Annotated in this window: 10 protein-coding genes; all 10 read left to right on the top strand. The window is 64.1% G+C overall.

The annotated features are described in order from the left end of the window. Positions 1–45 precede the first annotated feature (45 nt). The 10 genes from glgB (at position 46) to GGR00_RS06480 (ending at position 15,807) form a co-directional block, all read left to right on the top strand. Positions 46–2,262 (top strand): 1,4-alpha-glucan branching protein GlgB, encoded by a 2,217-nt coding sequence (glgB, locus tag GGR00_RS06525; protein WP_184698671.1) that lies wholly within the window; start codon positions 46–48, stop codon positions 2,260–2,262. A gap of 14 nt (positions 2,263–2,276) precedes the next feature. Further along, on the top strand, positions 2,277–3,539 hold the full coding sequence (gene glgC / locus GGR00_RS06520) for a glucose-1-phosphate adenylyltransferase (RefSeq protein WP_184698669.1): 1,263 nt from the start codon (positions 2,277–2,279) through the stop codon (positions 3,537–3,539). A 3-nt stretch (positions 3,540–3,542) separates the two neighbouring features. After that, positions 3,543–4,988: a glycogen synthase GlgA gene (glgA, locus tag GGR00_RS06515; RefSeq protein ID WP_184698667.1), complete on the top strand. Its 1,446-nt coding sequence runs from the start codon at positions 3,543–3,545 to the stop codon at positions 4,986–4,988. After that, positions 4,989–6,617: an alpha-D-glucose phosphate-specific phosphoglucomutase gene (locus GGR00_RS06510; protein WP_184698665.1), complete on the top strand. Its 1,629-nt coding sequence runs from the start codon at positions 4,989–4,991 to the stop codon at positions 6,615–6,617. After that, positions 6,617–8,626: a glycogen debranching protein GlgX gene (glgX, locus tag GGR00_RS06505; RefSeq protein WP_184698663.1), complete on the top strand. Its 2,010-nt coding sequence runs from the start codon at positions 6,617–6,619 to the stop codon at positions 8,624–8,626. The genes GGR00_RS06510 and glgX overlap by 1 nt, the downstream gene beginning before the upstream one ends. 18 nt (positions 8,627–8,644) lie before the next feature. Continuing rightward, positions 8,645–10,288 carry a beta-galactosidase BglA gene (gene bglA / locus GGR00_RS06500; protein ID WP_055978354.1) on the top strand — a complete coding sequence of 548 codons (1,644 nt, stop codon included), beginning with the start codon at positions 8,645–8,647 and terminating at the stop codon, positions 10,286–10,288. Positions 10,289–10,476: 188 nt separating this feature from the next. Continuing rightward, a complete protein-coding gene (locus GGR00_RS06495) occupies positions 10,477–12,072 on the top strand; it encodes a peptide ABC transporter substrate-binding protein (protein WP_055978355.1) in 1,596 nt (531 codons plus the stop codon). Positions 12,073–12,154: 82 nt separating this feature from the next. Continuing rightward, positions 12,155–13,078 (top strand): ABC transporter permease, encoded by a 924-nt coding sequence (locus tag GGR00_RS06490; RefSeq protein ID WP_055978356.1) that lies wholly within the window; start codon positions 12,155–12,157, stop codon positions 13,076–13,078. Beyond that, positions 13,071–14,189, top strand: a complete 1,119-nt coding sequence (locus tag GGR00_RS06485; RefSeq protein WP_184698661.1) for an ABC transporter permease — start codon at positions 13,071–13,073, stop codon at positions 14,187–14,189. The genes GGR00_RS06490 and GGR00_RS06485 overlap by 8 nt, the downstream gene beginning before the upstream one ends. Position 14,190: 1 nt before the next feature. Next, on the top strand, positions 14,191–15,807 hold the full coding sequence (locus GGR00_RS06480) for an ABC transporter ATP-binding protein (protein ID WP_184698659.1): 1,617 nt from the start codon (positions 14,191–14,193) through the stop codon (positions 15,805–15,807).

Here is a 15,807-nt window from a genome sequence, read left to right as displayed (position 1 = left end):
GCATGAACTGACCTCGCACGAAGCCTTGGGAGGGGACACCGAAACATGCTGAAGCCCGGCGCGGCCGCCGAAACGAAACCGGAGCTCGACAGAGCCACGGATGGCGATATCGAGGCGATCGTGAACGGCACCCATGGCGACCCGTTCGCGGTGCTCGGGCTCCAGCAGTCGGGCAAGGGCTTCCTGGCACGCTGTTTCGTGCCGCATGCCGAAACGGTGACCGCCCATACGCTCGAAGGCAAGGCGTGCGGCCAGCTTTTGCGCCGCAACGATGCCGGTTTCTTCGAAGGCAAGCTGTCGATCCGCAAGCGCCAGCCGCTCAAACTGCACGCCGGCAATGGCAACGGCGATTGGTGGCTCACCGATCCCTACAGTTTCGGCCCGGTGCTGGGGCCGATGGACGACTACTTCATTTCGGAGGGTTCGCATCTCAGGCTGTTCGACAAGCTCGGCGCCCATCTGATTTCGCATGAAGGCGTCGATGGCGCGCATTTTGCCGTCTGGGCGCCCAATGCCCATCGCGTCTCGGTGGTCGGCGAGTTCAACGACTGGGACGGTCGCAGGCACCCGATGCGCCTGCGCCAGGACATCGGCATCTGGGAGATCTTTATTCCCGACATCGGCCCGGGCCGCCCCTACAAGTTCGAACTGATCGGCGCCCGTGGCGTCCGGCTGCCGCTCAAGGCCGACCCTTACGCCATCCGCTCGGAACTGAGGCCCGCCACCGCGTCGGTTACCGACAGGCCCCAGGCCCACGAATGGGCCGACGGCAAGCACCGCGCCCATTGGAAGGCAGCCGACCATCGGCGCGAGCCGATCAGCATCTACGAGGTGCATGCCGGCTCGTGGCAGCGCCGCGACGACGGCAGCTTCCTGTCATGGGACGAGATGGCCGACCGGCTCATCCCCTATACGGCGGAGATGGGCTTTACCCATATCGAATTCCTGCCGATCTCCGAGCATCCCTACGATCCGTCCTGGGGCTACCAGACGACCGGGCTCTATGCGCCTTCCGCCCGTTTCGGCGACCCCGATGGCTTCGCGCGGTTTGTCGACGGTGCCCACCAGGCGGGCATCAGCATCATCCTCGACTGGGTGCCGGCCCATTTCCCCGTCGACGAGCACGGCCTGGCGCATTTCGACGGCACCGCACTCTACGAGCATGCCGACCCGCGCCAGGGCTTCCATCCCGACTGGAACACGGCGATCTACAATTTCGGCCGGCGCGAGGTCGTCTCGTTCCTCGTCAACAACGCCCTGTTCTGGGCCGAGAAATACCATGTCGACGGCCTGCGCGTGGATGCGGTGGCCTCGATGCTGTACCTCGACTATTCCCGCAAGGAAGGCGAGTGGATCCCCAACGAGTTCGGCGGCCGCGAGAACCTGGAGTCGGTGCGTTTCCTGCAGAAGATGAATGCCGCCGTCTATGGTGCCCATCCCGGCGTGATGACGATCGCCGAGGAATCGACGTCCTGGCCCAAGGTGTCGCAGCCGGTGCATGAAGGCGGGCTCGGCTTCGGCTTCAAGTGGAACATGGGCTTCATGCACGACACGCTGGAGTATCTCTCCAAGGAGCCTGTTCATCGCAAGCACCACCACAATGAAATCACCTTCGGACTGCTTTACGCCTTCAGCGAGAACTTCGTCCTGCCGCTGTCCCATGACGAGGTCGTGCACGGCAAAGGCACGCTGCTCAGCAAGATGGCCGGTGACGACTGGCAGAAGTTTGCGACCCTGCGCGCCTACTATGCCTTCATGTGGGGCTATCCGGGCAAGAAGCTGCTGTTCATGGGCCAGGAGTTCGCCCAGCGTTCGGAATGGAGCGAGGCCCGGGCGCTCGACTGGAACCTGCTCGACTTCGCCCCGCATCGCGGCGTGAAACAGCTGGTGCGCGACCTCAACTACCTCTACCGCTCGCGCCCGGCACTGCACGCGCGTGACTGCGAGCCGGAAGGCTTCGAATGGCTGATCGTCGACGATGCCGCCAACTCGGTCTTCGCCTGGCTGCGCAAGGCGCCGGGCGGCGCGCCGATCGCCGTGATTTCAAGCTTCACTCCGGTTCTGCGCAATAACTACCGGGTGCCGCTGCCGCAACCGGGCAAGTGGCGTGAAATCTTCAATTCCGACGCGCTGGAATATGGCGGGTCGGGCAAGGGTAACAGCGGCATGGTCACCGCCAGGCAGGTGGACGGAGGAGAGGCGGCCGCGACGCTGCTCCTGCCGCCGCTGGCGACGGTCATGCTCGAGTTTGTGGCGGACTGAGCAGGGAGGATGGCATGGAACTGAAGAGAAACCAGCCGCTGGCGCGCGATGCCATGGCCTATGTGCTTGCCGGCGGCCGGGGCAGCCGCCTGAAGGAGCTGACCGACCGGCGCGCCAAGCCCGCCGTCTATTTCGGCGGCAAGACCCGCATCATCGACTTTGCGCTGTCCAACGCGTTGAACTCGGGTATCCGCCGCCTCGGCGTCGCCACCCAGTACAAGGCGCATTCGCTGATCCGCCACCTGCAGCGCGGCTGGAACTTCCTCAGGCCGGAGCGAAACGAGAGTTTCGACATCCTGCCGGCAAGCCAGCGCGTCTCGGAAACGCAATGGTACGAAGGCACCGCCGACGCGGTCTACCAGAACATCGACATCATCGAGGCCTACGGCCCCGAATACATGGTCATCCTCGCCGGCGACCACATCTACAAGATGGATTACGAGCTGATGCTGCGCCAGCACGTCGATGCCGGCGCCGACGTCACCGTCGGCTGCCTCGAAGTGCCGCGCATGGAAGCCACCGGCTTCGGCGTGATGCACGTCGACAAGAAAGACAACATCATTTCCTTCATCGAGAAGCCTGCCGACCCGCCCGGCATTCCCGACAAGCCCGACTACGCGCTCGCCTCGATGGGCATCTATGTCTTCAAGACCAAGCTCCTGATGGAGCAGCTGCGACGCGATGCCAACGAGCCGGAATCGAGCCGCGACTTCGGCAAGGACATCATTCCCTACATCGTCCAGCACGGCAAAGCCGTGGCGCACCGCTTCGCCAAGTCCTGCGTACGCTCGAGCACCGAGGCGGAGGCCTACTGGCGCGATGTCGGAACGGTCGACGCCTACTGGGAAGCCAACATCGACCTGACCGACATCACGCCTGAACTCGACCTCTATGATCGCGACTGGCCGATCTGGACCTATTCGGAACTGACGCCGCCGGCGAAGTTCGTCCATGACGAGGATGGCCGGCGCGGCTCGGCGGTTTCTTCGCTAGTGTCCGGCGACTGCATCGTTTCCGGCGCCTCGCTGAAGCGCAGCCTGATCTTCACCGGCGCGCGGATCAATTCCTACGCCACGCTCGAGGATGTCGTGATGCTGCCGGCCTGCCATGTCGGCCGCAACGCCCGGCTCAGCCGCGTTGTCATCGACCACGGCGTGCACATCCCCGAGGGGCTGATCGTCGGGGAGGACCCGGTGCTGGACGCCAAGCGCTTCCGCGTCTCGGAAAAGGGAATCTGCCTGATTACCCAGGACATGATCAACAGGCTGGAGTCGTAACTGGTGCAGGTGCTTTCGGTCACGCCCGAGATCTTCCCGCTGATCAAGACCGGCGGGCTGGCCGATGTCACCGGTGCGCTGCCCCAAGCGCTCGCGGGGTTCGGCGTCGGCATGCGCAGCCTGGTGCCGGGCTATCCTGTCGTGATGAGCGCGCTGAAGAAGAAAAAGGCGGTTCATCAATACACCGCCCTGCACGGCGGCAAGGCAACGCTGCATGCGGCGGAGGTGGCGGGCCTCGACCTGCTTGTGCTCGATGCGCCGCACCTGTTCGACCGGCCGGGTGGTCCCTATGGCGATGCCACCGGCGCCGACTGGCAGGACAACTGGCGACGCTTCGCGGCCTTGGGGCGTGTCGGCGCCGATATCGCCGCCGGCGCGGCCAAGGATTACAAGCCCGATATCGTGCACGCCCATGACTGGCAGTCGGCGATGACGCTGGCCTACATGCGCTACGGCGAGGCGACACAGGTGCCGTCGGTGATGACGGTTCACAACCTGGCCTTCCAGGGTCAGTTCGGCGTCAACATCTTTGCCGGCCTCGGCCTGCCGCAGCAGGCGATGGCGCTCGACGGCGTCGAATATTATGGCGGCGTCGGCTTCCTCAAGGCTGGCCTGCAGGCGGCCTGGGCGATCACCACCGTCAGCCCGACCTATGCCCAGGAGATCCGGACGCCGGCCTTCGGCATGGGGCTCGACGGGCTGATCAACCTGCGCTCGCCCGATCTCTCCGGCATCGTCAACGGCATCGACGACGACATCTGGAACCCCGAGACGGACAAACATCTCGCCGCCACCTACACGGCCAAGAGCCTGAAGGGGCGCAAGGCGAACAAGCGGGCGATCGAGGAGCGCATGACGCTCGACCGCGACGACGGCCCGATCTATTGCGTCGTCAGCCGCCTGACCTGGCAGAAAGGCATCGACATCCTGGCGTCGATCATCGATCCGGTGATCGGCTCCGGCGCGCGACTGGCGATCCTGGGCTCGGGTGACGCGGGTCTGGAAGGCGCATTGCTGGCTGCGGCTGCGCGCCATCGTGGCCGGGTCGGTGTCGTCATCGGCTATGACGAGGGGCTTTCCCACCAGTTGCAGGGCGGTGCCGACGGCATCCTGATCCCGTCGCGCTTCGAGCCCTGTGGCCTGACCCAGCTCTATGGCCTGCGCTACGGCTGCGTGCCGATCGTCGCGCGCACCGGCGGCCTTGCAGACACCGTCATCGACGCCAACGAGGCTGCGGTCACGGCAGGGGTAGCGACAGGCTTCCAGTTTGCGCCGGAGAACGCGGGCGATTTCCACCACGCCATCCTCAGGGCCAACGCGCTTTATGCCGACCCGGCCGCCTGGGCCGCGATCCAGAAGCAGGGAATGAAGTCGGATGTGTCATGGGACCGCAGCGCCCAGAAATATGCCGCACTTTACCGCAAGCTTCTCTCAAAAAGGGATGCCTGAATGATTCGCACCGTATCCACCACGCCTTATGGCGACCAGAAACCCGGCACGTCAGGCCTGCGCAAGAAGGTGCCTGTCTTCCAGCAGCCGAACTATGCCGAGAACTTCATCCAGTCGGTGTTCGACGCGCTCGACGGCTTTGCCGGCAAGACGCTGGTCGTCGGCGGCGACGGCCGCTTCTACAATCGCGAGGTGATCCAGAAGGTCATCGCCATGGCGGTGGCCAACGGCTTTGGCCGCGTGGTGGTCGGGCAGGGGGGCATCCTGTCGACGCCGGCTGCCTCGAACCTGATCCGCAAGCGCAAGGCTTTCGGCGGCATCATCCTGTCGGCCAGCCACAATCCCGGCGGTCCGCACGAGGATTTCGGCATCAAGTACAATGCCGAGAATGGCGGTCCGGCGCCGGAAAAGCTGACCGACGCGATGTACGCGCACAGCAAGGCGATCACGGCTTACAAGATCGCCGATGTCAGCGCGGTCGATCTCGACAAGCTCGGCACCTTCGAGGTTGGCGGCATGAAGGTCGAGGTCGTCGACCCGGTGGCCGACTATGCCGAACTGATGGAGAAGCTGTTCGATTTCGACGCCCTGCGCGCACTGTTCAAGTCGGGCTTCCGCATGCGCTTCGACGCCATGCATGCCGTGACCGGCCCTTATGCGAAGGAAATCCTCGAGCGCCGGCTGGGTGCTGCCGAGGGCACGGCGCGCAACTTCGTGCCGCTGGAGGATTTCGGCGGCCACCATCCGGACCCGAATCTGGTCCACGCCAAGCATCTCTATGACGAGATGATGGGGCCGAACGCGCCGGATTTCGGCGCGGCCTCCGACGGCGACGGCGACCGCAATCTGATCATCGGCCGCGGCATTTTCATCACGCCGTCGGATTCGCTGGCGATGCTGGCCGCCAACGCCCATCTCGCACCGGGCTACAAGTCCGGGCTCAAGGGCATCGCGCGCTCGATGCCGACCAGCGGGGCCGCCGACCGGGTGGCCGAGAAGCTCGGCATCGGCATGTACGAGACGCCGACCGGCTGGAAGTTTTTCGGCAATCTGCTCGACGCCGGCATGGCGACGATTTGCGGCGAGGAGAGTGCCGGCACCGGCTCCGATCATGTCCGCGAGAAGGACGGTCTGTGGGCCGTGCTGCTGTGGCTCAACATCCTGGCCGTGCGCGGCGAGAGTGCCAAGGACATCGCCTCCAAGCATTGGGCGACCTATGGCCGCAACTATTATTCACGCCACGACTACGAGGAGGTCGAGACCGACCGCGCCAACGCGCTGGTCGACCAACTCAGGGGCAAGCTTGACTCGCTGACGGGGACGAGTGTGCAGGGCATGAAGATCGCCAGTGCCGACGACTTTGCCTACCACGATCCTGTCGATGGCTCTGTGAGCAAAAACCAGGGCATCCGCATCCTGTTCGAAGGCGGCTCGCGCGTCGTCTTTAGGCTGTCGGGCACAGGCACCTCGGGTGCCACATTGCGTGTCTATATCGAGCGCTACGAGCCCGACCCTGCACGGCACGGGCTCGACACGCAGGCCGCCCTTGCCGACCTGATCCAGGCTGCCGAGGACATTGCCGGCATCCGCAGTCACACCGGCCGCGACAAGCCGAGCGTTATCACCTGATGCCAGCAGACGGTGCGGCTGCATATCGGCCGCGGTTCGGCGCGACCGTATCCGAAGGCGGCATCCGTTTTGCCGCCTGGTCCGGTGCTGCCGAGCGCATCTGGGTGTCGCTGTTCGATGCGGTCGGCAAGTCCGAGACCGACAGGCTGGAACTCCAGCGCGCGGGCGACGGCGTTTTCGCGCTGTCGGTGGCCGGCTTGCCCGAGGGAACGCGCTACGGCTTCCGCGCCGACGGGCCCTATGCGCCCGACGAAGGCCAGTGGTTCGATCCGGACAAGCTGCTGGTCGATCCCTATGCCGCTCGAATTGACAGGGCCTATCGCCATGACGGGCGGCTGGCGGCGGGAAGAGGCCAGGGCGGCGACACCGCCGACCTGATGCCCAAGGCGGTGGCGGCGAGGCTGCCAGCCGCGTCGACCACCGCACCCGCCTTCACGCCGGGCGGGCTCATCTACGAGGTGCCGGTGCGGGCTTTCTCGACGGCCCATCCGACCATCCCGAAGAAGATTCGCGGTACGATCCGCGCCCTGGCCGAGCCGGTCGTCATCGACCATTTCCTGCGGCTCGGGGTGTCGGCTGTCGAACTCATGCCGGTGACGGCGACGATGGACGAGCGCCACCTGCCGGCGCTGGGGCTCAGCAATTCCTGGGGCTACAATCCCGTCACCTTCATGGCGCTCGATCCCCGCCTGGCACCCGGCGGAATGGACGACCTGCGCGCGACGACGGCAGCGCTCCACGCAACCGGCATCGGCGTCATCCTCGATCTCGTTTTCAACCATACGGCCGAAAGCGACGAATTCGGGCCGACGCTCTCTCTGCGTGGTCTCGACAATCGCGCCTATTATCGCGCCGCGGTCGACGACCCCGGCCGCTACGCCAACGATACCGGGACCGGCAACACGCTCGCCTGCGACCATCCGGTGGCGCAGGAGATGATCCTCGACAGTCTCAGGCATTTTGTCGTCCATGCCGGCATTGACGGCTTCCGTTTCGATCTCGCGCCCGTACTCGGACGGGTCGGTGGTGAGTTCAGGGCCGATGCACCGCTGCTCCAGGCCATGCGGCAGGACCCGGTCATCGGCGACCGCATCCTCATCGCCGAGCCGTGGGACATCGGCCACAACGGCTATCGCCTTGGTGGCTTCCCGTCTGAATTCCTGGAGTGGAACGATCGTTATCGCGACGACGTCAGGCGCTTCTGGCGCGGCGACCGCGGCATGGTCGGCGCGCTCGCGACACGGCTTGCGGGTTCGTCCGACATCTTCGGCGGCGGTGCGCAGACGCGCACGGTGAATTTCGTCGCCGCCCATGACGGCATGACGCTGGCCGATATCGTGCGCTACGAACGCAAGCACAACGAGGCCAATGGCGAGCACAATCACGACGGCCACAACGAGAACTTCTCGTGGAACAACGGTGTCGAGGGCGAAAGCCGGGATCCCGAGATCGCCGCCGAGCGCAGTCGGGACGTGCGTGCGATGCTGGCCACACTGTTTGCCTCGCGCGGCGCGATCATGCTGACCGCGGGCGACGAGTTCGGCCGCAGCCAGCATGGTAACAACAATGCCTATGCCCAGGACAACGAGCTGACCTGGCTGGACTGGGCTGACCGGGACGTCGCGCTCGAGGATTTCGTCGCCGACCTTTCGAGGCTCCGGCGCGAGATGCCCGCGCTGGCCGAAGTGGAGTTCCTGACCGGCGCGCCCAGGCATGGCTCGGATGTATCCGATGTGGAATGGCTGACGGAAACGGGACGGTCGATGACCGACGCCAACTGGCGCGAGCCCGACCGGCATCGCCTGACCATGCTGCTTGGAAGCGGAACTGCCCTGGCAGGCCGGCTCGCCGTCATGATCAACGGCGCGCGGCGCGACGCCGCCTTTCGGCTGCCGGATCGTCCCGGCTTCCAGTGGCTGCCGGCGGCAAGCGGGACAAGGCCGGTCGACAACCAGTTCGCCGTGCCGGCGCGCAGCGCGATTTTTGCGATCGAACGTCCAGGCGAGTGACGGTCAAGGAGAACTGCGATGGTGCGGAAAACGGCAACGACGCCTGCGGCTGACTGGTGGCGCGGCTGCGTCATCTATCAGGTCTATCCGCGCTCCTTCCAGGACACGACGGGCGACGGCAGTGGCGACCTTGCCGGCATCACCCGGCGCCTGGCGCATATCGCTTCGCTTGGCGTCGACGCCGTCTGGCTTTCCCCGTTCTTCAAGTCGCCCATGGCCGACATGGGCTACGACGTTTCCGACTACTGCGATGTCGATCCCATGTTCGGCACGCTGGCCGACTTCGACGCGTTGATTGCCGAAGCCCATCGCCTGGGGCTGAAGATCATCATCGACCAGGTGCTGTCGCACTCGTCGGACCAGCACCCCTGGTTCGTGGAAAGCCGCGCCAGCCGCGACAACCCCAAGGCCGACTGGTACGTCTGGGCGCCGCCCAAGCCCGACGGAAGCGCCCCGAACAACTGGATATCGATCTTCGGCGGCCCGGGCTGGGAGTGGGATTCGACGCGCAGGCAGTATTACCAGCACAACTTCCTTGCCTCGCAGCCCGACCTCAACTTCCACAATCCCGACGTGCAGGATGCCCTGCTGGAGACGGTGCGATTCTGGCTCGACCGGGGTGTCGATGGCTTTCGGCTGGATACGGTCAATTTCTACGTCCACGACAAATGGCTGCGCGACAACCCGCCCCTGCCGAAGAGCATCGCCGGCGAGAACGAGGAAACCAACCCGTACGAATTCCAGGACCACCTGTTCGACAAGACGCAGCCGGAAAACCTCGCGTTTCTCAAGCGGTTCCGGGCGCTGCTCGACGAGTATGACGGGCGCAGCTCGGTCGGCGAGGTGGGCGACGGCGAGCGCTCGCTGCAGACGGTGGCCGCCTACACCTCCGGCGGCGACAAGCTCGACATGTGCTATACCTTCGACCTGCTGGGGCCGAAATTCTCGGCCGCCCATGTCCGCAAATGCATCGCCGACTTCGAGGCGGCTGTCACCGACGGCTGGATCTGCTGGGCGTTCTCCAACCACGACGTGACCCGCCATGTGACGCGCTGGACGCGGCCGGGCGGCGATCCGGAGGCGGTGGCGAAGTTCTCGATTGCCCTGCTTGCCTGCCTGCGCGGCTCGATCTGCATCTACCAGGGCGAGGAACTTGGCCTGGAGGAGGCGGAACTCGCCTTCGAGGACCTGCGCGACCCCTATGGCATCCGGTTCTGGCCTGGCCAGAAGGGCCGGGACGGCTGCCGCACGCCGATGGTCTGGGAAGCCCAGTCGGAGCAGGGCGGCTTTTCCGACGGCAAGCCATGGCTGCCGATTCCGGCCGGCCATCGCGCCCATGCCGTCGACCGGCAGCAGCGAGACGAGGGCTCGGTCCTGGCCCGCTACCGCGCCGTTCTCGCGGCGCGCAGGGGGCTGCCGGCACTTGTCCACGGTTCGATTTCCTTGCTCGAAGCAGATGGCGACGTGCTCTCTTTCGTGCGCGAGGCAGATGGCGAGCGGCTGCTTTGCGTTTTCAGTTTTGCCAGGGATTCCGCCAATTGGCCGGTTCCTGCACGGCTTTCCGGGTTGCTGCCGCTCGATTTTCCTGGCGCCTCGGGCGAATTCGAACGAGGCAGCATCGTGCTTCCTCCGCTCGGTTATTTCATCGGACGCTTGGTTTGAGCGCGCTCAAGTTGACTTTAGGTGAGGTGCGAGTCGTGTTGAAATAAAAATTTCCCATGGATAGTGTCAGCCACCGCTGGCGGTAGGGAGCTGCCGGCTCGCTCAACGAAACCGGAAAAATCCGGCATTCGGGCGCAACTAGGCGAGGCCTTGTTTTGCGAGGAACAGGCCACTTGGGAGAAACAATCATGCTGAAGAACATGCTGAAAGCGACCGTGTTCGCCACGACGCTTGCCTTGGCTACCGGCGCGATCTCGATGCCGGCCTTTGCAGAGGTGACCTACAATCGCGGCAACTCGGCCGATCCGGAATCGCTGGATCCGCACAAGACGTCCACCGTCTACGAAGCGCACATCCTGCGCGATCTGTTCTTTGGCCTGGTGATGCAGGACCAGGGCGCCAACCTGATCCCCGGTGCGGCCGAAAGCTGGACCGTTTCGGACGATGGCAAAGTCTACACCTTCAAGCTGCGCCAGGGCGCGACCTGGTCGGACGGCAGCCCGGTAACGGCTGAAGACTTCGTCTACTCGTTCCGCCGCCTGGAAGACCCGGCAACCGGCGCCGAGTACGCTTCGATGCTCTACCCCATCGTCAATGCCGAAGAGGTCAATACCGGCAAGGCAAAGCTCGAGGACATGGGCGTGAAGGCTGTCGACGCTTCGACGCTTGAAGTGACGCTGAAGGCTCCGACGCCCTATTTCCTCGAAATGCTCACCCACCAGGCGGCCTACCCGGTCAACAAGGCGGCGATCGAGAAGCTTGGCGCCGACTGGATCAAGCCGGGCAACCTGGTTTCCAATGGTGCGTTCACGCTGGCCGAATTCGTGCCCAACGATCACATCAAGCTGGTCAAGAACCCGAAGTTCTATGACGCGGCGAACGTCAAGGTCGACGTCGTCAATTACATCCCGACCGAAGACCGCTCGACCGCCATCAAGCGTTTCGAGGCTGGCGAACTGGACAGCAACGACGACATCCCGACCGAGCAGATGGCGGACTTGAAGGCCAAGTTCGGCGAGCAGCTGCGCGTCGGTGCTCAGCTTGGCACCTACTACTACGCGATGAAGTGGGACAAGGAGCCGTGGACCAACCTGCAGCTTCGCAAGGCTATTTCGATGGCGATCGACCGTGACTTCATCGCCGAGAAGGTCTGGCAGAATTCGATGCTGCCGAGCTACACGATGGTGCCTCCGGGCATCGAAGGCTACACGCCCATCGCTGCCGATTATGCCGAGAAAACCCAGATCGACCGCGAAGACGAGGCCGCCAAGATCCTGAAGGAACTGGGTTATGGTCCCGACAAGCCGCTGAAGATGGAGATCCGCTACAACACGTCGGAGAACCACAAGAACACGGCCGTCGCCATCCAGGAGCAGCTCAAGCCGCTCGGCGTCGAGGTTTCGCTGGTCAACACCGACACCAAGACCCACTACGGGTTCCTTGAGCAGAAGGGCGACTTCGATACGGCCCGCGTCGGCTGGATCGCCGACTACAAGGACCCGGAGACCTTCCTCGGCGTCGCGCGCAAGGCGAGCGGCAACAACTACTCGGTCTACAACAATCCGAAGTTCGAGGAAGCCATGGACAAGGCTGCTGCCGCTGGCGGCAAGCCGGAAGAGCGCATGAAGGACATGCAGGAAGCCGAGCGCATCGTCCTCGAGGACACGGGCTTCATTCCGATCCTTTACTACAGCTACAAGAACCTCGTTTCGTCCAAGCTCAAGGGCTTCGATGAAAACGTCATGGACGTTCACCCGACCCGCTTCATCAGCAAAGTCGAGTAACTCTGATCGTGTCGCCGCTCCCACCTGGGAGCGGCGACCCTAGCTGGAATGTTTCTGGCTGGCGTAACGGAGTACGGCGCCCATGTTTGTATATGTGATACGGCGGCTTCTGACCGCCATTCCCACCCTTTTCGTCATCGTGACGCTGGCATTCTTCCTGATCCGCATCGCCCCAGGCGGGCCATTCAATCAGGAGCGAGGACTGAGCCCGGAGATCAAGGCCAACCTCGAAGCGCAGTTCGGCCTGGGCGACCCCCTCTGGCTCCAGTACGTCAACTACCTCAAGAACCTTCTGCACGGCAATTTCGGGCCGAGCTACAATCTCCCCGATTTCACCGTCACCGAGCTCTTTGCCAAGGGGCTGCCGATCTCTATCCAGCTTGGCTTCTCGGCGCTCGCGCTCGCCCTTTTCATCGGCGGAATCCTTGGGATCGTAGCCGCGCTCAACCAGAACAAGGCCGGGGACTATTCGGTGATCGCGCTGGCTACCGCCGGAAGCACGATCCCGACCTTCGTCATCGCACCTGTGATCCAGCTCCTGTTCGGCCTGACCTGGAAGCTGCTGCCAATCGGCGGCTGGGGCGACGGCGCCCTGATCAACAAGATCGGCCCGATTCTAACCCTGTCGCTGCCGCAGATCGCCATCGTGGCGCGCCTTATGCGCGGCTCGATGATCGAGTCGCTACGGTCCAACCACATCCGCACTGCGAGGGCCCTCGGGCTTTCCGACTGGTCGGTCGTCGTCAAGCATGCACTCAGGGGCGCCGTGCTGCCCATCGTGTCCTATGCGGGACCGGCAGCGGCGGCGCTGCTGACCGGCTCGATCATCGTCGAGACCATCTTCGCCATTCCCGGCGTCGGCCGGTACTTCGTCGATGCCGCGCTCAACCGCGACTACACGCTGGTGATGGGCACGGTGGTGGTGATCGCGCTGTTCACGATCGCCTTCAACCTGATCGTCGACATCCTCTACGCCTTCTTCGATCCGAGGGTGCGCTATGACTGACACTGCCATCACCGCGCCCGTCGTCGGGCGCTCGCTCTGGGGCGATGCCTGGGCTCGCCTCAAGGCCAATAAGGCTGCCATGTTCAGCCTGTTCTACCTGATTGCGATGAGCGTGGTCTGTATTGTCGGCCCGTACTTCGTGCCGCACCAGTACACCACCATCTATGCCGACTATGTCAGGACCCCACCGAGCTTCTCGGCCTATCCAAAGCCGGAAATGATCGAGACCGCCATGAACGACGCCGTCCGCCGCATGCGGGTTGACGTCAAGGAGTGGCGCCAGGAAGACGAACGCGTGTTCATCACGGTGACGTCGGCGAAGCCGCTGGATGCGCGCAACATCCGCTATCTCGACCGTTCCGACACATTCGACAATGCCAAGCTCGAGAGCACGTCCGCCGACGGTCTGTCGGCCGTCATGAGCGCCACGATCAAGCAGCAATATTTCTTCTTCGGCACCGACAACACCGGCCGTGACTTGCTGTCGCGAACGTTGATGGCTGGCCGCATTTCGCTGGCGATCGGTCTCCTGGCCGGCATTGTCGCGGTGGTCATCGGTGTCGTCTATGGTGCCACCGCCGGCTTCATGGGCGGCAAGACCGACGAGGTGATGATGCGCATTGTCGATGTGCTGTATTCGCTTCCTTTCATCTTCTTCGTCATCATGCTGGTCGTCTTCTTCGGGCGAAATTTCGTGCTGATGTTCTTGGCCGTGGGAGCGGTGCTGTGGCTCGACATGGCGCGCATCGTGCGTGGCCAGGCACTGTCGATCCGAAGACAGGAATACGTCCAGGCGGCGGAAGCGCTCGGGGTGAGGTCGCGCGGCATCGTTCAGCGACACGTCATTCCAAACCTGCTCGGGCCGGTGGTCATCTACATGACGCTGCTGGTGCCACAGGTCATCATCCTGGAGAGCTTCCTGTCGTTCCTGGGGCTCGGCGTCCAGGAGCCGATGACCAGTTGGGGCGTGCTCATTTCCGCCGGGGCAAAGAACATCGGCACCGCCAATTGGCTGCTGCTGTTTCCTGCCTTCTTCCTGGTCTCGACGCTGTTCGCGCTGAATTTCATCGGCGACGGACTGCGCGACGCTCTCGATCCGAAGGACAGGTGAGATGGCTGGCGAAACGATCCTTTCGGTCAAGGACCTGCGCGTCCGCTTCCGCACGCTCGACGGCGCCGTCGAGGCGGTGAAGGGCATCAACCTTCACGTCGATGCCGGCGAGACGGTGGCGGTGGTCGGCGAGTCCGGCTCCGGCAAGAGCCAGACGATGATGGCGGCGATGAGCCTGCTGGCGTCCAACGGCGAGGCCACGGGCGCGGTCGACTATCGCGGCAAGAACCTGCTGACGCTCGGCAAGTCGGAACTCAACAAGGTCCGCGGCCGCAAGATCAGCATGATCTTCCAGGAGCCGATGACTTCGCTCGATCCACTCTACACGATCGGCAACCAGCTGATGGAACCGATACGGCGGCATCGCGGGCTCGATGCCAAGGCGGCGCGCGCCGAAGCGCTCAGGCTGCTCGAACTGGTCAAGATTCCCGACCCCGAGCGCCGCCTGAAGTCTTATCCGCACGAAATGTCGGGCGGCCAGCGCCAGCGCGTGATGATCGCCATGGCGCTCGCCAACGATCCGGACATCCTGATCGCCGACGAGCCGACGACGGCTCTCGACGTGACGATCCAGGCGCAGATCCTGATGCTGCTTGCGGAACTGCAGCGCAAGCTCGGCATGGCGATCGTCTTCATCACCCACGATCTCGGCATCGTCAGGCGCTTTGCCGACCGGGTCTATGTGATGCGCTCGGGCGAGGTGGTGGAGGAGGGCAAGGCCGACGAGTTGTTTGCCAATCCGCAGCACGACTACACCAAGATGCTGCTGGCCGCGGAACCGACCGGACGCAAGGCCGCACCGCCAGACAACGCACCGATCCTGCTCGACGGGCGCAACGTCGAGGTCGAGTTCAAGATCGGCGGTGGTTTTCTCGCTGGTCCGCCTATGCTGCTCAAGGCAGTCGACCACATTTCGGTAGCGCTCAAGCGCGGCCAGACGATCGGCATCGTCGGCGAGTCGGGATCGGGCAAGTCGACGCTCGGACGGGCGCTGCTCAGGCTGCTGCCAAGCGAGGGGTCGATCCACTTCGGTGGCCAGGACCTGTCGAAGGCCGACAAGTCGGAAATGCGTCCGTTGCGGCGCGAACTGCAACTGGTCTTCCAGGATCCGTTCGGCTCGCTGTCTCCGCGCATGACGGTCGGGCAGATCATCACCGAGGGCCTTCTCGTCCACGAACCGTCGCTGTCGGGCAAGGAGCGTGATGCCCGTGCCGTCGAAGCCTTGCGCGAGGTCGGCCTCGATCCGGCTGCACGCAACCGCTATCCGCACGAATTCTCCGGCGGCCAGCGCCAGCGTATCGCGATTGCCCGGGCGATGATCCTGAAGCCCAAGGTCGTCGTGCTCGACGAGCCGACGTCGGCGCTCGACCGGTCGGTGCAGAAGCAGATCGTCGAGCTGCTGCGCAAGCTGCAGGCGGACCACGACCTGTCCTATCTGTTCATCAGCCACGATTTGGCCGTGGTGCGGGCGATGTCGGACTACATCATCGTCATGAAGCAGGGAAAGATCGTCGAGGAGGGGCCGACCGAGGCGATCTTCGGCGATCCGCGCGAGACCTATACCAAGACGCTGATGGCTGCGGCGATCGACGAGACCAAGTTCCGGCAATCGGCCTGA

Source organism: Aminobacter aganoensis (assembly GCF_014206975.1).
GTDB lineage: Bacteria > Pseudomonadota > Alphaproteobacteria > Rhizobiales > Rhizobiaceae > Aminobacter > Aminobacter aganoensis.
This window is presented reverse-complemented; position numbering and strand designations above follow the sequence as displayed.